General features: G+C 70.3%; 10 protein-coding genes. All 10 read right to left on the reverse strand.

Annotated elements, in window-relative coordinates; genetic code table 11:
- Positions 1 to 27: 27 nt before the first annotated feature.
- The 10 genes from BCR55_RS01290 to BCR55_RS01335 all read right to left on the reverse strand — a co-directional run bounded on the left by BCR55_RS01290 (position 28) and on the right by BCR55_RS01335 (position 20824).
- Complete coding sequence (locus BCR55_RS01290; RefSeq protein ID WP_065494057.1) at positions 28 to 1455, reverse strand: ABC transporter permease; 1428 nt, start codon at positions 1453 to 1455, stop codon at positions 28 to 30.
- Positions 1452 to 2168: an ABC transporter ATP-binding protein gene (locus BCR55_RS01295; protein ID WP_006402202.1), complete on the reverse strand. Its 717-nt coding sequence runs from the start codon at positions 2166 to 2168 to the stop codon at positions 1452 to 1454. Before BCR55_RS01295 ends, BCR55_RS01290 begins: the two co-directional genes overlap by 4 nt.
- Positions 2165 to 3541 carry an NAD(P)/FAD-dependent oxidoreductase gene (locus BCR55_RS01300; protein ID WP_006402203.1) on the reverse strand — a complete coding sequence of 459 codons (1377 nt, stop codon included), beginning with the start codon at positions 3539 to 3541 and terminating at the stop codon, positions 2165 to 2167. Before BCR55_RS01300 ends, BCR55_RS01295 begins: the two co-directional genes overlap by 4 nt.
- 2 nt (positions 3542 to 3543) lie before the next feature.
- Entirely contained in the window at positions 3544 to 7647 is a 4104-nt protein-coding gene (locus tag BCR55_RS01305) for a cytochrome P450 (protein ID WP_065494058.1), read from the reverse strand.
- Entirely contained in the window at positions 7644 to 13877 is a 6234-nt protein-coding gene (locus BCR55_RS01310; RefSeq protein ID WP_065494059.1) for an SDR family oxidoreductase, read from the reverse strand. Before BCR55_RS01310 ends, BCR55_RS01305 begins: the two co-directional genes overlap by 4 nt.
- A gap of 76 nt (positions 13878 to 13953) precedes the next feature.
- Complete coding sequence (locus tag BCR55_RS01315) at positions 13954 to 15555, reverse strand: acyltransferase domain-containing protein (protein WP_065494060.1); 1602 nt, start codon at positions 15553 to 15555, stop codon at positions 13954 to 13956.
- Positions 15537 to 16967, reverse strand: coding sequence for a TolC family protein (locus BCR55_RS01320; protein ID WP_059938738.1), 1431 nt, complete (start codon positions 16965 to 16967; stop codon positions 15537 to 15539). The genes BCR55_RS01315 and BCR55_RS01320 overlap by 19 nt, the downstream gene beginning before the upstream one ends.
- Positions 16967 to 19210, reverse strand: coding sequence for a peptidase domain-containing ABC transporter (locus tag BCR55_RS01325; RefSeq protein WP_065494061.1), 2244 nt, complete (start codon positions 19208 to 19210; stop codon positions 16967 to 16969). The genes BCR55_RS01320 and BCR55_RS01325 overlap by 1 nt, the downstream gene beginning before the upstream one ends.
- An 11-nt stretch (positions 19211 to 19221) precedes the next feature.
- Entirely contained in the window at positions 19222 to 20499 is a 1278-nt protein-coding gene (locus BCR55_RS01330) for an HlyD family secretion protein (protein WP_065494062.1), read from the reverse strand.
- Positions 20500 to 20629: 130 nt separating this feature from the next.
- Entirely contained in the window at positions 20630 to 20824 is a 195-nt protein-coding gene (locus tag BCR55_RS01335) for a hypothetical protein (RefSeq protein ID WP_006403005.1), read from the reverse strand.
- Between the last annotated feature and the right edge of the window lie 575 nt (positions 20825 to 21399).

Here is a 21399-nt window from a genome sequence, read left to right on the forward strand (position 1 = left end):
CGATGGATGAAGGGGATGAAAACGGCTTCATACGTGGCGCAGCGCGTCGACGATCGACAGCCGCGCCGCATGACGCGCCGGCAGCCACGCCGACAGCCCGGCGACGCACGCGAGCCCCGCGAAGGTCAGCGCGATGGTTCGCCACTCGCCCCACACGCGCACGGTCAGCGCGACCGCATCGATGCGCGCGGGCGGCGTCCATACGAGCCCGCTGCGGTTGATCGCGGCGGCGATCGCGAGCGCGGTCAGCACGCCGAGCGTCGCGCCCGCAATGCCGAGCAGCGCGCCCTCGCAGACGAACAGCGCCTGGATGCCGCCGCGCCGCATGCCCATCGCGCGCAGCGTGCCGATTTCGACGGTGCGTTCGATGATCGCGGTGCTCATCGTGTTGCTGATCACGAACAGCACGATCGCGCTGATCAGCACGAACACGAAGCCGAAGATCACCGAGAACATCCGGTTCGTCTGGTCGTAGAACGGATTGAGCGTCGCGAAATCGACGACCTCGAGCGGCTGCCCGCGATAGCCGTCGCGCAGCAGCTGCTCGATGCGTGCGCGTGCGGCCGCGAGGTCGGCCGTCTCGTGCAGCTGGATCTCGATCGCGGTCGCGCGCGGCGCCGCGCCGCCGTAGACGAGCCGCTGCGCGAGCGGCAGCCGCACGGCGAGATACGCATCGTCGAATTCCTTCACGCCCTGCTGCTCGGCTTTCACGACCGAGAAGCGGCCGACGTTCGGCGCACCGCCCGCGCTCGCGGCGAGCACTTCGATGTGCGCACTGTCGCGCTCGGCCGGCCGGCTGCGCGCTTCGTCGTGAGCGAGCGCGAGGACGTCGGCCGGCGCATGCGCGGCGTCGCCGCCGTCGCCGCCGTGCGCCGCGTCGTCGACTGCGGCCGGCCCGGCCGGTGCGTCGCGGCACTCGCGCACGCGCAGCGCCGCGCACAGATGCAGCACGCGCGCCACGCCGACGCCGACCACGGCCGCGTCGTCCGGCGCGCCCCGCAGTGCGAACGCGCGCGGCTGCAGCGGAAAGCCGTACGCGTTCCATTGCTGCATGCGGTACTGGTCGTCCGGCAGCGTGCCGAATCCGATCACGGTGCGCGACACGCCCGCCTCGAAATTGCCGGCGATCCCGCCGAACTGCAGCGTCGGCGTCACGACCGCGACGAGCGGCGCAAGCTGCGCGTCGCGCCGCAGCGTGTCGATCAACGCCGCGTAATCGCGAATGCCGTACGCGGCCGGATCGCCGGTTCCGTACAGGAAATAGCCGCGCCGCTGGATCTGCAGATGGCCGCTGCGCTGCACGAAATCGGTCTGCAGCCCGAGCGTGATGTCGCGGCTGAAGCCGCCGAACAGCAGGATCGCGCTCACGCCGACGATCATCGCGAGCAGCGTCGTCAGCGAACGGCGTCGGTTGCGCTGCAGGTTGCGCAGCGCCAGCATCAGCGTCGCGGTCATCGGCGCGCCTCCGTGGACGTCGCGCGGCCGGCCGCGAGTTCGTAGCCGACGATGCGGCCGTCGCGTATCCGCACGACCTCGTCGGCCGCCTGCACGATCTCCGGATCGTGCGACGACACGATGAACGACACGTCGTGCTCGCGCTGGATCGTGCGCATCAGCGCGATGATCGCGCGGCCGGTCGCGCTGTCGAGGTTGGCGGTCGGCTCGTCGGCAAGCACCATCGCGGGCTGCACCGCAAGTGCGCGCGCGATCGCGACGCGCTGACGCTGGCCGCCCGACAGCTGCGTCGGCCGGTGCCGCGCCTTGTCGCCGAGCGCGACCGCATCGAGCAGCGCACGCACGCGCGCCGCGCGGCGCGCAGGCGCCCAGCCGGCCATCAGTAGCGGATATTCGACATTCTCGTACGCGGACAGCACCGGCAGCAGGTTGAATGTCTGAAACACATGGCCGATGTGGCGTGCGCGGAAATCCGACAGCGCGTCGTCGGTCAGCGACGCGGTATCGTGGCCCGCGATCGACACGCGCCCGGTGTCGGGGCGGTCGATGCAGCCGATCAGGTTCAGCAGCGTCGTCTTGCCGCTGCCGGACGGACCGGCCAGCACGATGAAGCGGCCCGCGGCAAGCGTCAGCGAGACATCGGCGATGGCGCTCACGCGCACGCTGTCGAGCAGATAGGTCTTCGACACGCGGTCGATCGTCACGAGGTTCACGATGCGCCTCCCGGACGGACCGCGTGCGGCTGCGCGCGCGACACCGGTGCGGCAGCCGCAGCGGCCGACAGTGCGCGAATCAGGCGCTTCAGCTGCAGCCGGTACGCGAAGTGTTCGACTTCGATCACGTGACGCGGCGTGCGGTGAAACGCGATCCCGCCGTTCCAGTCGGAACGGTCGCGCCGGATCAGTTCGTCGATGTGCGCGGCACGGTGCGGTGCGACGTCGCGTGCGCGCAGATAGCGTGCGAGCAGTTGCGCCTGATAGTCCATCAACGGCCAGTTGCCGGTCGACGTCTGGAACAGCCCGATGAAGAACAGGTCGCGATGCTGCGCATCGAACATGTTCAGATAGAGCTTCGGCTGCGCCTTGTCCCACTGCAGATGCGCCTGATCGATGAACGGAAAGCTCGGCCGATAGCCGGTCGCGTAGACGATCACGTCGACCGGCTCCTCGCTGCCGTCGACGAACGCGACGCGCTCGCCCTGCAGTGCGCGCACGTCGGGCCGCGCGACGAGATCGCCATGGCCGAGGTGGTAGAACAGCGTCGAGTTGATGATGAAGTGCGACTCGAACAGCTTGTGGTCCGGCTTGCGCAACCCGTAGTCCTCGGGCTGCCCCGCCGTCGTGAGCCGCAGCAGCCGCTCGCCGAAGAAGCGGCGCGCCCAGAGCGGCATGCGCAGCCGCAGCGGCCATTCGGCCCATTCGTCGGCCGGCATCCCGAACAGGAATTTCGGCCAGTAGAAGTAGCCGCGCCGCGTACTGTGAAAGACGGCCGCCGCGTGATGCGACGCTTCGACCGCGATGTCGCAGCCCGAATTGCCCGCGCCGATCACGAGTACGCGCTTGCCGGCGAAAATGTCCGGCGTCCGATATTGCGACGAGTGCAGCTGCAGCCCGTCGAAGTGGCCCGGATAGTCGGGCAACTGCGGATGCGACAGATGTCCGTTGCAGACGATCACGCCGCGATAGCGCCGCACTTCGCCGCGATCGAGTTCGACACGCCATTGCGTGCTGCCGGGCACCGGCGCGATCTCGAGCACCGAGCGGCCGAACTCGATCCGGTCGTACACGCCGAAGTGCCGCGCATACGCGCGCAGATAAGCGAGCGCCTGATCGCCGCGTGCGTAGGTCGGATAGTCGTCCGGCATCGGGAAGTCCGGGTACTCGGAAAACCGCTTCGAACTGATCATGTGGATCGACCGATACACGGCGCCGCTCGGGCGCCCGTAATACCAGTTGCCGCCGACGTCGTCCTCGCGCTCGATCACGTCGACGCCGATCCCGAGTGCCGCGAGATTCTTCGCGGCCGCAATCCCCGCCGCACCGGCGCCGATCACGCAGTACCGCTCGCCATGGTCGCGTTCCGTCATCGTCAATCTCCCCCGTGTGTGTCGAACGCGGCCACCGGTTCGGCCGCGGGCGCGCCTGCTCGCGCGTCGCCGACGAGCGCGGTGTCGCGCAGTTCCGCGACGCGCGCGCCGGCGCGGTCCGCGATCGCGAAGCGTTCGCCCGAATAGCGGACGATCAGTTCCGCGTCATCCGCGCACGGCGCGCCGACGTCGACGCGGCCGATCCGCCACGTATGCGGCAGCCCGCGCTCGGCCGGCCAGGCGCCGAACAGCGCGCGCAGTATGTTTTCCAGATGATTGACCGGCAGCCACAGCGCGGCGCCGGGCGCGCCGGCCGCGGGATCGGGCATCTGCCACAGCGCGTCGGGCTCGGCCGCGCGCACCTGCCCCAGCAGCCCGTGCCAACGCGCGGCCGGCAGCAGATCGCCACGCCAGGCAACCGGCGCGCACGGCGCGGCCGGCGCGTCGCAGTCGTCCGGCGGCAGCACGACGGTCGTGCGTGCCGGCGTGCCGCGCCGGTAGACGAAGGTGGCCTCGAGCACCGTGCGGCCGCCGACCGTCGTGCAGCGCGCGTGCACGCGCCAGCCGTCGTCCGCGGCACCGCCGGCGACGTCGGTATCGACGTGCACGTCGCCGAATGCGTCGAGCGTGTCGGCCAACGCATCGAGCCGAATCGTCACGTCGTCGATCCGGTGCAGCGCGACGGGCTCGCCGTCGGGCGGCGCGACCCAGTCAGCCGCGACGCGCGCATGCTCGAGCAGCAGCGAGGCCGGCGCGGCCGCGCGGCCGTCGTAGCGGAACGCGCGCGCGTACGGCGCGCCGACCGTCCGATAGTGCGTCGAGAAGCGCGCGAACGGCCGGAAGCGCCGCGGCTCGCCCGCATGAAGCGCGCGCGTCGCGAGCTCGTGCAGGTTCGGCAGGCCGTCGACCGGCCCGAATCCGCGCAGCTGCACCGGCGTCACCGCGCGGCCGACCGCGCCCATGTACATCGCTTCCCCGCTGCGGCCATCCGCGAGTTCCTCGAGCCAGTAGCGCACGCCGTCGTCGATGCGCATCGGGCTCACGTAGCGCCGCGTGACCACGAGATGCGTGATCATCCCGACGCCGTCCCAGGTCGGCCATACGAGCGTCTTCACGACGCGGCCGTGCGCATCGTGCCGCGCCCACAGACCGAGCCGCGCGAGCGCCTCGTTGGCGGCCGCGTAGTCGGCCTCGCCCGTCATTCCGCCCCAGCGGCCCGTCAGCGAGCCGACGTTGAAAAAGCCCGTCACGTGCGCGCGATCGCGCACGGCCGCATACAGGTTCATGAAGCCGCGTACCTTCACGCGCACGGTGCCGAGAAATTCGTCCGCCTGCTTGGCCGGCAGCCGTACCGGCTGATCGATGCCCGCGTTATGGACCACCGCGCGCAGCCGCGCGCCGAGCGAATCGCAGAGCGCGCGCACGGCCGTCGCATCCGTCACGTCGCAGACGCGGTACTGCAGCGGCACGCCGAGCGCGGCGGCCGCTGTCAGCGACGCATGCATGTCGCGGCGCCGTTCGAGCTGCCGCAGCCGCTGCCGGATCATCTTCGGCGTATCGCTGCGCGTCGCCTGCCGCAGTTGCTCGAACCCGTAGCGCCGGAACCCCGCCTCGTCGAGCGCGAGCCACGGCTCGTCGCCGGCCGGCAGCGGCTCGCGGCCCGTCACGACGACCGTGCAGCCGCACCGCTTCGCGAGCGCGCAGGCGGCCAGCAAACCGATCCCGCGCGCGCCGCCGGAGAACAGCACGATGTCGCCCGGTCCCCAGTCGGGCGCCGCATCGGCCGGCAGCGGATCGTGCGCGGCCGTCAGCGTGTAGCGGCGCCCGCCCTGATGACCGATTTCGAATCGTCCGCCGCGATAGAGCTCGCGCGCGATCAGCGCATGCACACGCCCGGTTTCGTCCGGCGCGATGTCGAGCACGCGCACGTTGCAGTTCGGCAGCTCCTGCGGCAGCGTTTTCGCGAGCCCCGCCCACAAACCGCCGAGCGGCTGCACGGGCGGCGCGTCGCCGTAGCCCATGCGGCCGTCCATCCATGTGACCGCGAGATAGAACAGCCGCGACGTCGATTCCTCGCGCGACCAGTCGTCGTAGCACGCGTGCAGTAGCGCGATCGTGCGTCGCAGCGGCGCGTCCCACGCATCGTGCGCGTCGAGCGCAAACGCGGCTTCGATGCCGAGATCGACGATCGCGTCGAACGGGCCGTGCTGCAGGGCGAACGCCTGCGCGGCGGCGGCCGCGTCCGCGCCGTCGGGCGGGGCGAACACGGCGGGCTTCGCGCAAGCGCGCGTGAGCGCCGACACGACGCGCTCGACCGTCGAGGCGCGGCCGTTCACGATCGCGACGCGCTTGCCGCTCAGTTCGGCGGCCGGCATCTCGGGCAGCGGGTCGGCTTCGATCGCGCGCCACGTGAAGCGGCGCGTGGGCGGCGCGTCGTCGGGCGGCGCGGCGCGATGCTCGGTGCTCGCGCCGGTCACGCGCCGCAGATGCGCGAGCAGCTCGTCCGGCAGCACGGGGCCGGTGGCCGGCGATGCGGGAGGCGACGCGAGAGACGACGCGACGGGCGATGCGTCGGACGCGGCGTGCGGCGCTTGCTTCGTGTGCGGCTGCATGACCGCACGGCCATCGTCTGCCCCGCCCTGCGGCTGCATGTCGCGCGCGAGCGGCGCAGCGTCCGGCGCACGCGCGCCGCCGAACGGGCACGCGTCGGCACGTGCGCCCGCGCGCGGCGTACGGGCGGACTGCGCGGCATGCGTTCGCGCGCGCGGCTTCGCGATCATCCGGATGCCGTCGCGCGGACGCAGCGAGATCGTCGCGCCCGTGTCGAGCGACTGCCCCGGCACGGCGCTCAAATCGACGTGCTGCGCGACGACCGCGATCAGCACGCGCATCTGCAGCAACGCGGTCTGGTAGCCGATGCATTTGCGCATCCCGCCGCCGAACGGGAAATACGCATACTTGTGCCGCGCGGGCGCGTGCGACGCGAAACGCTCGGGATCGAACGCATCGGGATGGCTCCACAGCGCCGGATGCCGATGCGTGACGTAAGGCGACAGGAACACCGACGAGCCGGCCGGCACGTGATAGCCGCCGATTTCGTCGTCGTCGACGAGGTCGCGCGTGAAGCCCCAGATCGGCGGATAGACGCGCAGCATCTCGTCGACGGTCTGCAGCAGATACGGCAGCCGCTCGAGATCGTCCGGCGCCGGCGCGCGGCCGCCGAGCACCGCGTCGAGTTCGTCGCGCAGGCGTCGCAGCACGTCCGGATGCTGCGCGAGCGCGTACAGCCCCCACGCCATCCCACTGCCCGTCGTTTCGTGACCGGCCAGCAACACCGTCATCACCTCGTCGTGCACTTCGCGCTCGGTCAGCGGCGCGCCCGTCTCGGCGTCGCGCGCGGCGAGCAGCAGCGAGATCACGTCGCTCGGCGCGCAGCGGCCCGCGCGATGCCCGGCGACGATCGTGTCGACGATCGTGTCGATCGCCTGCCGCGCATGGGCGATGCGCCGGTTGAACGGCGTCGGCATCCAGCGCGGCACGAAGTCGTTCAGGTTGCCCTGCGGCATCATCGCTTCGATGCCGAACCGCACCGCGGGGCCGACGTCGTCCGCATGCCGGGAGAGGTCTGCGTTGAACAGCATCAGCCCGAGCATGCGCAGGCTCACGTGCATCATCGCCTCGACGACGTCGAACGGTGCGTCGGCGTCCGGCCGCGCGAACCACTGCTCGACGAGCGCGAGCGCCGCGTCGCCGACCGCGGCCGCATGCGCGTCGACCTGCTTGCGATGAAAAAGCGGCTGCACGACGCGCCGATGGCGCCGCCAGAACTCGCCGTCGGTCGTCAGCAGCCCGTCGCCGAAGAACATCCGGAAGTTGTCGTAGAAGCGGCCGCGCACGTAGTTGCGATGGTTGTCCTGCAGCACGTGCTGCACGCCGTCCGGATGCGCGAGCGCGTGCGTGACGAACGGCCCGAGCCGGTTGCGCACGACGTCGCCGTACTGCTGCTGCAGCTTCAGCAGCATCGTGACCGGATTGCGCTTGTACGCGGCGAGGTTGCCCATCACGAGGCTGCCGCGCGGGCCGGGAGCGATCGCTTTCCTGCTCATGCGGACACCTGCCCGTCCGGCGCGTGTACGGCACGTCGTTCGGACGCGCCTTCGGCGAGCCGTTCGGCGAGCCCTTCGGCAAGCCGTTCCTCGACCTCGGTGCGCGACGCAAAGGCACCGGTCGTCCGGTTCACGTAGCCGATGACGATCCCCGTCACGTCGCGCATCTGCATCAGCAGCCGGCCGTCCGGCCGCACCGCGACGAAGCGGTTGCCGCGGCTCGCGGGCCCTTCGAGCGCAAACGTACGCGGCGTCACGTGCAGCGCGATGTCACCGTGACGGCGCGCGAGTTCGACGTCGTTGCCGTCCTCGTACAGATCGATGCGCGCGATCGACATCGGCGCCGCGAGCGGAATGTAGTCGCCGCCGACGACGTCGAGCGCGGCGACGCGCGCGAGCCCGTCGAGCAGGATGCTCGGCACGACGAAGCGCGCGAACACCGGATCGTCGTCGCGCACGTTCAGCCGCAGCCGCGCATGCTTGCCCGCATCGCTCATCCCCGTGTCGGCGGTCGACACGAACATTCCGGTCAGCCGCACGGGCGCCCCGTCGAAGTGATACGGGTCGGGTATCGGTACGAAGCGGCCGGCCGCGGGCGCGTCCCACACCGGTGCGGGCGCGTAGCGCTCGGCAAGGCGCACCGTGATCTCGAAATGCGGCTTGTCGCGCACGAGGATCCGGCCGCCCGGCGCCGTGACGTCGCCCGAAATGCGCACGCGCACGAGCAGCGCGTCGCCGTCGCGGCCGATGCGCCGCGCGTGGATGCGCTTTGCACTCGGCCGCTTCGCGTCGTACACGCGCAGGAAATGCAGGAATGCGGCGTCCGCGAAGCCGACGACCTTCAGCCCCGGCGCGAGCTGCAACGCGGCTTCGGCCGCGAGCTCCGGCACGAACGTGCCGGGCAGCGTCGGAAAGCCGTTCACGACGTGATGCAGCAGATAGGCGTCGCGTTCGAGATCGAACACGCGCTCGAACGTCACGCCGTCGTCGCTACGCGCGAGCTCGGCGCCCAGATAGAAGCGCGCGTCGGTCGCCGTACGCATGTGCGGCGTGCCTGCCTCGGCCGGCTCGAGCGCGGCGGCCGGTTCGGCCTGCGCGGAAGCCGGCGCATCGAAGTAGCCGGGCAGATGCGCCTCGATCGCGCGCCGTTCTGCGTCGCCGAGATGCACGGACATCGCCGCGCGTTCGCCGAGCGCAAGTTCGCGCAGGAAGTGATGGCGCCCTTCGTCGGTGCGCATGCTCGTAAACAGGCCGCTCTTCTCGAGAAACGCGCGCGTGACCGGATTCGCGCCGAGCCCGACCGAGCGCCACAGCGTCCAGCCGATCGTGCATTCGTCGTCGCCGAGCGCGGCACGGCGATACGCGGCCTGCGTGTTCAGGAAGTCGTTCGCCGACGCATAGTCGGTCTCGCCCGCCTGACCGGTCAGCCCGATGAACGAGCCGAAATTGCACCATAGCCGCGGCTGGCGCGCGCCGAACGCCGCGCGCAGGTTCCAGTAGCCGCGCACCTTGATGTCGCGCACCGCGACGAAATCGTCGAACGACTTCACGCGTACCGAGGCGGAACGGTTGAGTCCGGCCGCGTTCACGAGCAGGTCCACGCGCCCTTCGCGCGCGAGGATCGCGTCGATCGCCGCGCGCGTGCCGTCGGCGTCGAGCACGTCGGCGCGCACGTACGTCACGCGCTGCGCGCCGCAGAACGCCTTCATCGCGTCGAGGTTGCGGCACGCGGCGCGCGTCTGCGCTTCGCGTTCGAACGCGCGGATGATCTCGGCCAGCGGCCGCTCCGGATACTGCGCCTTCTGCGCGCGGATGTAGTCGGGGCGGCACTTTGCGAAGGCGTCGTCGTCGAGCGCGGCGAGCGTCGCGTCGCCTGCGTCGACGTCGCTGCTGCCGATCAGGTACAGCGTCGGGCGCACGTGTTCGGCGAGCGCCTTCATCAGCTCGGCCGTGATCCCGCGTGCGCCACCGACGGCGACGACGACCGCGTCGGGGCCGAGCGCGAAGCGTGCGTCCGCGCGCAACGTCCCCGGATCGCGCGTCACGCGCGGCGTGCGGCGACGGCCCGCGCCGAGCGCGACGACCGGCAGCCATTGATGCGCGGCAGTCTCGCGTTCGGCCTGCCGCACCGCGCGGTCGAGCGTGCACGCATCGGTCAGCACCGCGAGCGAGCGCGCGGCCGGCACCTCGATCGCGAGCGCCTTCGCGAGCCCCGTGAAGAGCCCGGCGTCCGGATGCGGCACGTCGCCTGCGAGCGCATCGAGCAGCAGCGCGACGAACGTGCCGCCGCGCTCGAGCGCACCGTAGCAGCGCTTCAGCGCGACGAACGCGAGATCGTGCAGCGCGAGCCGCTCGGGCGCCGCGCCGGCCGCACCGGCGGCGAGCGTGCCGCCGTCGAGCGTCGTCAGCACGCGCACGTGGCCGATGTCCTCGGGCAGCCAGTCGAGCGACGCGGCGTCGACGCGTTCGACCCAGCGCCAGCCGGGCTTCGGCGTCGCGATCGGCCGCGTCGACAACACCACGCAGCCCGCATGCAGGCCCGCATGCGCGGCGAGCGTGTCCGGCATGTCGGTGACGATCACGCAGCGCGGCGCGAAGAACGGCGTCGCCGGTCCGACGGCGCGATACGGCGCGTCGGCCCAGTCGATCCGGTAGCGCGCGACGCGCAGCGGCTCGCCGTCGGCCGCGCGTGCCGTGTCGCGCAACGCGGGCGGCAGCGGCGCACCGGCGCGTGCCTCGGCGTTCGATGCGGATTCGGCCGGCGCGGCGTCTGTCGCAACGGCGCGCGCCGGTTCGGCCAGTGCGGCGGCCGGCTCGGCGGCAAGCACGCGCGCCGGCGCGCCGGCCGGCCGCACATAGTCGCCTGCGTCGCGCGCATCGCCTGCATTGTCGCGGACTTCAGCCTGCGGCTGCGCGCAAGCGATACGCAACGCATGACGCGGACGATCGCCGCCGCCGTCGCGCGCGAGCGTCACGGCCGGCGTGCGCGCGACCAGCGCGCGCAGCACGTCGAGCGCCGCATCGGCGCCCGCATACGTGACAGCCCGGCCGGCCGCATCGCGCGGCACGACGGGCTCGGCCGCGTCGCGCACGTCGCCGCCGCCGACCACCGCGAGCACCGGCAGGCCGGCCTCGCGTGCGCGGCGTACGGTCGTCACCGCGAACAGCGCAACGCCTTCGGCGAGCGGCAGGTCGAACGCCGGCTGCACTTCGTCGGCTGAATTGCCGTTGATGCCGCCGACGATCGCCATGTCGAGTTCGCCGCTGCACAGGAAACGTGCGGCGACCTCGAACGCGGCGAGCGTCGATGCGTGCCCGGCGTCGACGGTCATGTTCATCCCGTGCAGGTCGTAATAGTTCGCGACGCGCGCCGGAATCACGTTCGGCATCATGCCCGGAAACGAATTCTCGGTCGTCGGCGCGACGAGCTGCTTCGTCGCGTCGGCGAAGCGCGCGAGCAGCGCGTCGGTGGCCGCGCGCTCGTGCAGCAGCGTCGCGTCGCGCACGGCAGCCGCGATGTCGTCGAGATAGCAGCGGCTCGCGTAGAGCGCCGCATTGCGCGTCGGGCCCATATGGCCCATGACGAGCCCGATCGTGTCCGCATGGTCGCGCCAGAATGCGCCGAGCCGTTCGCGCAGGTCGTGGGCGGCATCGAGCGCCATCAGCTGGCAACGGTCGAGCGCACGCAACACCGCGGGCGGCATCTTCACGCGCTCGAAGCTCGGCAGCGGATAGCGCGCGCCGAAACTCGCGTCGGGCGCGCGACCTTCGCCGCGCAGCCACGCCGCGACGGCCGCCTCGCCGTCGAGCGCCGGAAACTTCGCCGACCAGCCGACGATCGCGAGCGGCTCGCGCCGGAACCGCCCGCTCGCGCGTCCGGGCGGCAGATCGTCGCGGTACTCGGACACGATCAGATGGCCGTTCGTGCCGCCGAAGCCGAAGCCCGACACGGCCGCGACGCGCGGCGCATCGGCGCGCGCGGGCCACGGCACCGGCGCGGTCGGAATCCGCAGGTTCGTGTTGGCGATGTCGAACGCGTCGGGCGGCTCGCTGAAGCGATGCTGCGGCGGAATCGTCCGATGGCGCAGCCCGAGCAGCACCTGGATCACCGATACGACGCCGGCCGCCCAGCCGGTATGACCGACCAGCGACTTGTTCGACGTGAGCTGCACCGGACGATCGCGCCGAATCGTGTCGCGCAGGCTCTGGAATTCGGCGAGATCGCCGGCCGGCGTACCGGTCGCATGCGCGACGATCCAGTCGACGTCGGCCGGCGCGGTCGCGGCCTGCGTATAGGCGCGCTCGATCGCGATGCGCTGGCCGGCCGGATTGGGCGCGTAGATCGCCTTGCCTTTGCCGTCCGACGACGAACCGAACGACTTCAGCACGCCGAGAATGCGGTCGCCGTCCGCCCGCGCGCGCGCGAGGCGCTTCAGGATCACGACGCCCGCGCCGTCCGCGAACAGCACGCCGTCGCAGTCGCGATCGAGCGGGCGCACCTCGCCGCTGCGCGACAGCCCGTGCAGCTTCGAGAACAGGATCGAGCCGCGCGGCGCGAGCGCGAACGCGCCGCCGCACGCGACCACGTCCTGCTTGCCGAGCAGCAGCGCCTTGATCCCGAGGTCGATCGAATAGAGCGACGACGAGCACGCGGTATCGACCATCATCGTTTCGGTCTCGGCCGGCAGAATCCCCTTCATCGCGTTCAGCCCGACGCGATGCGGGAAGTACGACGCGAGAGCACCGGCGCCGCGCGCATAGCGCGCGCTCAGCACCGCATCGATCGCGGCAATGCGGCGCGCGCGTTCGTCCGCGTCGATGCCGGCTTCGACGAGCACCGCATCGAGCCGCGCGCGCGCGGCGGCGAGCACCATCCCTTCTTCCAGATGCTGGCTGCCGTCGGCCGTGTAGCCGACGAGAAACGCGACGCGGTCGCTGTCGCGCAGCGTCACGCCCTCGAGCGACTGACGCAGCGCATGGCGCAGCCACAGCGTCGTCAGTTCGGTCGGCGCGGTGCCGGCGTCGAGTTCCGCACGCAGCGACGCGCACGGTTCGAAATGCTCGATGAAGACCGATCGCGACTGATAGCTCTTGTCCTCCGCCGACGGATCGGGCGAATGGAACGAGCGGTAATCCCAGCGGTCCGGCGGCACGTCGCCGAACAGCTCGGGGCCGTCGAGCGACGCGCGCCAGAACGCATCCGGATCGCTCGCGCCCGGCAGCGCGACGCCCATGCCGACGACGGCGATGTCGTCCGTGTCGGGCATGTCGTGCGTGTCGTCGGCGCGCGGCGACGGCCGCGAGGACGCAGGCGCGTTCGACGCCGATGCCGCATGCCCGCGCGCGGGCGACGGATCGGCATCGCGCACCGCCTGCGCGTCATTCGCGGCGGGCGGCGCATCGGCGCCGTCGGCCGCGTGCCGCGGCGCGGCGTCCGCCGCCCACGCGGCGCGCGGCGACAGCGCCTCGCTGCACAGCGACAGCCCGCCGTCGGCGACGACGACCTGGCCCGTCACCCAGCGCGCGGCATCGGACGCGAGAAACAGCACGACGTCGGCGAGATCGTCGGCGGTCGCGAGCCGTTTCAGCGGCGTCGCCGCGATGCTCGAGCGCTTCGTGTTGTCCGGATCGGGAAACTGCGCGGCGACGTCGCCGTCGATCAGCGTCGACGATGCGGCGTTCACGCGAATGTTGCGCGGCGCATATTCGACGGCGAGATAGCGCGTCAACGATTCGAGCGCGGCCTTCGCGGTGCCGACCACCAGATAGTTCGCCGGCACGAGCGTCGCGCCGACCGACGACACGTTGACGATCGCGCCGCCGCCCGAGCGCTCGATCAGCGCGGCCGCGCGGCGTGCGCACCAGAACGCGCCCTTCAGGTTCGTGTCGAGCGCGCGGTCGAAATGCTCGGCGCCGATCGCGTCGACGCCGAGCAGCGCACCCGACGCCGCGTTGTTGACGAGCACGTCGAGCCGCCCGTAGCGCCGCTCGATCTCGTCGAACATCCGGTCGACCTGCGCCTGCTGCGCGACCGACGCGCGGATCACGTCGACGGTCGCACCGAGCGCGCGCAGCTCGGCGGCCGTCTGCTTCGACGCGTCCAGCGAGTGAAAGAAATTCAGAATCACGTGTGCGCCCTGCTCGGCGAACCGCCTGCAGATCGCCTTGCCCACGTTCTTGGCGCCGCCCGTCACGAGAACGAGCTTGCCGCGCATGCTGGCATTCGACATGGAGCCTGCCTCATCGAAAACTGTGATCGCCGGCCAGGGTCGTCCCGGCCGGCCCGCGTACCGCGCGTCCGGCCGCTCAGCCGAGCGCCTTGCCCTGGTTCTCGTAGACGAAGTCGACGATCTGCCCCATCGCCTTGAAGTCGCCGCTGCGGAAGTTCGCGGGCAGCGGCGGCAACGCGTAGCGCGCGATGATCCGCTGGATGATCTCGGTCTGCTTGACCGAGTCGATGCCGAGCTCGGCCTCGAGCTCGATCGTCTCCGAGAACACCTCGGCCGGGTACTCCATCGCCTCCGCATAGATGTCGACGAGTTCGGCGAACAGCCGCTCGCGCGGCACGTGCGCGGGTTTCGCGGCACGCGCCGCGGGCGCGGCAGCCGGCGCATCGGAGCCGGCCGCTGCGACGCGCAGCGCGGCCGGTTCCGCGGCCGTCGCGAGCGCGATCACCGGCGCGGCGATCACCGGCGCCGCGGCAACCGGCGGTGCGACCGGCGCGGCCGACGCCGACGCCGGCTCGGCGTGCGCCGGCGCAGCCGTCCGCCGTGCGGCATGCGCGGCGTCGAACGCCTGACGCAGCTCGCCCTTCAGCCAGTCGACGATCAGCGGCCCACGCGCATTCCAGAATGCGTCGAAGCCATGGCCGGCCGTGTCGAAACGGATGTCGTCTTTCATGATTCGGTTCTCCTCGAAGTAACGGATGATCGTTGCGACGACGCTCGCTTCGTCGTCGACGCGCGACGGGCCACCGAACGTGCGGACCGCGCCCGGTCCCGCGACGCGCACGACGATGCGCGCGAGCGCGTTGAGCGCGCCGCATTCGACGTAGCGCACGATGCCGTGCGTGCATGCGTCGCGGATCGCGTCCGCGAAGCGCACCGGCATCACCAGGTGCGACGCGAGACAGGCGCCGAGATCGTCGTCGTCGCGATAGCGGCGGCCGAGAATCGGCGAATGGACCGCATGCGCGAACGGCGCGCGGCCATAGGCCATGAGGCGCGCCGCAAAGCGTTCGCGCGCGCGCGCCAGGTCCGGATGGTGAAAGGCATACGGCGAGCGCAGCCGCTGTGCCGCGATGCCGCGCGCCGCGCACGCATCGACGAACCGTTCGAGCGCAGCGCGCGGACCCGACACGACGGTCTGCGACGCATGGTTCTCGACCGCGATGCAGACGCGGCCCGCGGCCGCACCGGCGTCGATCAGCGCGCGCGTCGCGTCGGCATCGGCGGACACCGCGGCCATCACGCCGTCGGCCGGTGCGTCTGCCTGCAACGCCGCGATCCGGTCGCAGACGATCTGCGCGCCCTGCTCGACCGAATACGCGCCGCCGCATACGAGCGCCGCGATCTCGCCGAAGCTGTGCCCGATCGATACGTCGGGCGCGACGCCGTGTGCGCGCAGCACGCCGAACACGCCGACCGAGGCCGCATAGATGCCGAGCTGGAGCAGATCGGGCGCATCGCGCAGCCATACGTCGGGTGCCGCACCGTCGCGCCACAGCGCGCCGGTCAGCGGCCGGCCGAGTCGCGCCTGCGCGACCGCATCGACCGTATCGAGCACCTCGCGCACGCTCGCGTACGTGCCGGCCAGTTCACACATCGCACTCGCGTAGAACGCGCCCTGTCCCGGAAACAGGAACGCGCAGCCGCTGGCGTGCGTACCGTTCAACCTGCGTCGTTCCATAGTCCCAACCTCCCGAGGCTTTCGGCCAGTTTCAGTCGCGCGATGCGCCATTTCGACACCGCGAGCACGCGCTGCCGGCGCGCGTCGGCGAGCGCCGACTGCGCATTGAGCAAGTCGGTGAACGTACCGACGCCGGCCTTGTAGCGGCCGCGTGCGATGTCGAGCGAATGCAGTGCGGTGTCGAGCAGGTGCTGCGAGTTGTCGAGATTCGCGGTGTCGGTCTGCAGGCTCCGATAGCTCTTCCATACGTCGAGCGACACCTGCAGTTCGGTATTGCGCACGTCGGCCGCCTGCGCGTCGGCTTGCGCCTGCGCTTGCGCGACGCGATAGCCGGACGCGAACCCTTCGAACAGCGGAATCGAGATCTGGATGCCGATCGAGTTGCTGTGGCTGCTGCGCAGCTGCAGCAGCGACGCCTGTTGCTGATACGACGGGTTGTTGCGCGCGACGCTGCCCGTCAGCGATACCGTCGGGCGCGTCTGCGCGCGCACGACGCGCACCTCGTCGCGTGCCGCTTCGAGCTTCTCGCGCGCGGCGATCAGCTTCGGATGATGGCGCTTCGCTTCGGCGATCAGGTCCGCGACGCCGCGCGCGAAATCGTCGCGATCGGGCGACGGCTCGCCGTCGGCGATCTGCAGCGGCGTATCGGCATCGACGCCGAGCGTCGTCGCCAGCGTGCCTAGCGCGGTCTGCACGTCGCCTTCCGCGCTGACACGGTCGAGCACCGCCTTGCGATAGGTCGTCTGCGCCTGCAGCGCGTCGCCGAGCGTGCCCGCCCCGCCGTCGTGCCGAGCCCTCGCCTCGTTCAGGCTTTCCTGCGCCGCACGTTCGACCGCACGTGCCGCGTCGAGCGCCGCGCGCGCGTCGCGCAATGCGTAGTACGCGTGCGCGGCGTCGTAGAAAACGGTCTGCAGCGCATCGTCGTGTGCGGCGTTCGCGGCGCGCAGCAGCGCGCGCGCGCGATCGAGCGCCGCGCCGCGCTTGCCGAAATCGAACAGCACCCAGCTCAGGTTCACCATCCCGTAGCGGCTCGTGCTGCGCTGATCCTGCGTAATGCCGGCGTCGTACTTCATCGTCAGATCGTCGCGCTCGATGCCGCCTGTCGCGTTCAGCGTCGGCCAGTACGCGGCCTTCGCGATGCCGACCGCGGCCGCCGCCGCGCGCGCATCGGACCACGTGCGGCGCAGCTGCGGATGCGAGCAGATCGCGAGCAGGATCGCGTCTTCGAGCGCGAGCGGCCGATCCGGCGCCTGCGCGCCGTCGCACGACGTTGCCGACGCGAGCGGCGCGGATGGACCGGACGGCACGTCGGCGCGCGTCGAATAGATGTCGAAAAGCTGCGCGTGCACGCGCGGCGACAGCGCCGCGCACGCGACGGCGATCAGCACGGCAGCGATACGCGACGCCGTCATCATCGCCCCGCCACCGGTTCGACCGTGCCGCCGGTACGCGCTGCGGCAGCAGCCGGTGCAGCAGGCGCAGCGGATGCCGGCTGCGCGGCGGCGCCGCCCGCGGCCGCGCGCGCGGCGCGCATCGCGGCCGTCGACTGGTCGAGCACGACCTTGCCGCCCTGCAGCATGATCACGCGGTCGGCCGACGCGATCGTCTCGGGCCGATGCGCGACGACAATCCGTGTCATGGCGAGCTGCGCGATCGCCGCGTTGACCTGCATTTCGCGCTGCAGATCGAGGTGGCTCGTCGCTTCGTCGAGCACCAGGATGCCGGGCCGCTTGTACAGCGCGCGCGCGAGCAGTACGCGCTGCTTCTGACCGCCGGACAGCACGGTGCCCATATCGCCGACGAGCGTGTTGTAGCCCATCGGCATCGCCGCGATGTCGTCGTGGACGGCCGCGATTCGCGCGCACTCGGCGATCCAGCGCGGGTCGGCTTCCGGGTCGAAGAAGCTGATGTTGTCCGCGATCGAGCCCGCGAACAGCACGTCGTCCTGCAGCACGGTGCCGACGAGCGCGCGCAGCCGATCGATGCCGAGCCGCGCGACGTCGAGCCCGCCGATCCGCACCGCGCCGCCGGTCGGCTCGTGAATGCCGAGCAGCACGCCGATCAGCGTCGTCTTCCCGCAGCCCGACGGCCCGACGATCGCGACCGATTCGCCGGCCGCGATCGTCGCGCTGACGCCGTCGAGCACGAGCGGCTCGCCGTCCGCGTAGCGGAACGACAGCGCGTCGATCTCGATGCTCGCGTCGAGCGCGTCGGCTTCGCCCGGCACGCTGCGCAATGCGGCGTCGGGCTCCGGCTGCGCAAACACGATGTCGGCGAGCCGCTCTCCCTGGAGCTGCAGCATGCGCACCTCGAAATACTTGTCGACGAGGCTGCCGACGCGGCTGTCGAACTGCCCTTTATATGCGTTGAACGCCATCAGCACGCCCACCGTGAACTGGCCGTCCATCACCATGCGCGCGCCGAGCCATACGATCAGCAGGTTCTCGATGCCGAACAGCAAGCCGTTCAGCTGCTGATAGAAGAGCTGCAGCTTCTGCACGTGCAGCCCCGCGTTGACCTGCTCGACGAGCAGCGTGATCCAGCTCGCGCGCCGTTCGATCTGCCGGTTGAACAGCTTGATCGTCTTCACGCCGCGCACCGTTTCGAGGAAATGACTCTGCTGCTTGGCCGCATGCACGATCTGATCCTCGGTCGCGCGGCGCAGCGGCGCATACCAGAGCCAGCGGATCAGTGCGTACAGCGCCATCGTCGCGAGCGCGACGAGCCCGAGCGTGCGGCTGTAGACGAACATCATCGCGAGCGTGACGACCGTCATCAGCCCATCGATCACCGCGCTGACGAACGACGTCGTCAGCGTCTGCTGGATCGTGTCGACCGAGCCGAAGCGCGACACGATGTCGCCGAGATGGCGTCGTTCGTAATAACGCACCGGGAGATTCAGCAGATGCGTGAACACGTTCGCGCGCCACTGCACGTTCAGCGTGACGCCGACATACATGAGCGCCCACGCGCGAATCGCGCTCGTTGCCTGCTGCATCATCAGCAGCAGTCCGAAACCGAGTGCGAGTACCGTCAGCAGGTCGCGATCGGCGCTGACGATCACTTCGTCGATCACCCATTGCAGGAAGAACGGCTGCACGAGCGTGAAAACTTCGAGCGCGATTGCGAGCACGAGGATCTGCGCGAGCGCGCGCGACAGCCCCGAGACGGGGCCGAGCAGATCGCGCAGCCGCACGGCCGCCCGCGCCGCGCGCGGGGCGAACGTCGCACTCGGCCACAGTTCGAGCGCAACGCCGGTGAATGCGCGCGACACATCGGCGAGCGGCAGCTTGCGCACGCCGTGCGACGGATCGTGAATCGTCGCCGTCTTGCCGTTCACCTCGCGCAGCACGACGAAGTGATTGAAATTCCAGTGCAGCACGCACGGCGTGCGAAGCTGGGCAAGCTGCGCCATGTCGAGCTTCACGGCGCGCGTGCCGAACGCGAGGCGTTGCGCCACCTCGATCACGCGCGCGAGCCCCGCGCCCTTCAGCGACACCGGGAACTGCGCACGCAGCGTCGCGAGGTCGACGTGATGGCCGTGATAGCCGGCCACCATGGCGAGACACGCGAGCCCGCATTCGGCGGCTTCGGTCTGCAGGATCATCGGCAGCTTGCGGCCGACGCCGAACGAGAGTCGATCGAGCAGGGACATTCGCGGCTCCGTCAAAGTTTGCCGGTCAGGCTGTACAGCGGCTCGAGCACCCACTCGTACAGCCGCCGCCGTTCCTGCAGGATGTCCGCCTGCAGCGCCATGCCGGCCTGCAGCGGCTGCGGCGCGCCGTACGCGCGCACGTGCTGCGCGTCCAGCGCGACGCTCACGCGGTAGTAGGTCGCATCCTTCCCGTCGCCCGGCACGGCCGCCGGGCCGCCGTCGTTCGCGAGTTCGGCCGCCGACAGCGCGGTGCGCGCGATCGACACGACCGTCGCGCGATACTGGCCGAACTTCTGGTACGGGAATGCCTGATAACGGATCAGCACCGGCTCGCCGACACGCACGAACCCGATCGCCGCGCTCGGCACGAACAGATGCGCCTGCCAGCGCGCGCCGTCGGGCACGATGCTCGCGAGCGGGCGCGACGTGTCGACCGCCTGCCCGACGTCGGCGATCGTCGCGGTCAGCACGCCGGTCTCCGGCGCCGTCACCACGATGCGCCGTTTCGCTTCGCTCTCGATCAGCGTACGGTCGACGTCGATCACGTTCCGATCGATCTGCGCGAGTTCGTTCTGCTGCTTCAGCGCGAGACCGGCCAGCGCGTTGTTCGCTTCGGTCAGCGACTGCAGCGTCGACGCGCGCTCGCGCAGTAGCCCGTTCAGCTTCGACTGCTGGTCGAGCAGGTCGGCCTCGCGCTGCTGCGCCTGATCCTTCGAGATGTAATCCTGGGCGAGCAGATGGCGATAGCGCTGCGCGCCGTCGGCCGCGATCGACGTGCGCAGCCGCTGCGCGGCGAGCTGATCGTCGATGCGCGCCAGTTCGCCCTTCAGGTTCGCGATCTTCGCGCGCACGGTGTCGCGCTCGTCCTGCTGAAGGCTGCGTGTCTTGTCGATTTCGGACAGCAGCGAAGCCTTGCGCTGCCGCGCCTGGTCGATCAGTGCGGCCTGCGTCGCACCCTGCGCGGCGCTCTGCAGATCGGTCGATACCGTATAGAGCGTCTGGCCGCGCGTCACGCGCTGCCCTTCCTTCACGTTGCGTTCGACGACGATGCCCGACTGCAGCACATAGACCTTGACGAGCCCCGCATCGGGCATCACGACGCCCGCGACCGTCGTGCGGCGCGTGTACGTGCCGAACGCGAAGAACAGCACGACGCCGACGGCCATCGCGGCCGCCGCGACGCTCAACAGCTTCAGCGACACCGGGCGGATCAGCACGATTTCACCGAGCGCGTTCGCGCGCTGCGCCTGCTGCGCTTCGATACGGAAAAGGGAGGATGGAGTCGTCAAGATCGGAATGGTCGGTTCGGTTCGACAGGTCCAGCGATGTCGCCGCGGCGCACCGGTCGGGCACCGCGGCGACAGGCGACGCGCGCGGCCGCGGCGCAATGCGCCCGACCGCGCGACGAACGCGTCCGGCTTAGGCGTGGTGACCCGTCAGCAGGCCGAGCAGCGTGTTGCCCGTGCCGACGACGGCCGTCGTCAGCGCTTCGCCGACGTTGTACAGCGTCTGGCCGTACAGCTCGACCACGTTACCCAGCGTGTCGAAAATCGAGCCGCCGCCGTAGTAGCCGCCGGACACTTGAGCGATTTCCTGCTGATTCAGTTCTTGCATGGTTTTTCTCCAGATTGAGAATGCTAGATAACCCATCTAGCGGGGCATCGATCCCCATCGCGCAAGGCGATGCGAGTCAATATCGACAATCCGTTTCATTGAGGTCGAACGAAATCGTTCATTACGCATTCAATCGAAATTGACGCATTTCCGTTTTTATCCAATACCAAATCGATAACGGCCGACGACGATTCACGACCGAGCGACGCCGGCGAGCGGCACGCGCGCAACGCTTTCCGCGCCAGTGCGCGCACAGACGGCTATTTCTCCGGGCAATTCAAACGGAACGATCCTGCGTCGATTACTTGTTGTTCGTCGCTATTCAATCAGTTAACGTAATTTGACTTTTCAGTGATTGCTTTTGCGCATTTACTGCACCGCGCCCCTTTTGCGTCGCGACGTATCGCCGGCCGCTCATTAATTCGGCTCCATGGTGCCGAATCGATCTATGCGAATCTGTACGATCGCGCACCATGATCTGAAAGAGTTATAAAGCGCGAATTCATTCCGTTTGAACGCGGAATGTCGCGCATTAAAAGCGCGATTGAATGGCGGGAGTTGATGTTCGGCCGAAA

Origin of the sequence: Burkholderia sp. CCA53, from assembly GCF_001685525.1 — a bacterium.
GTDB lineage: Bacteria > Pseudomonadota > Gammaproteobacteria > Burkholderiales > Burkholderiaceae > Burkholderia > Burkholderia multivorans.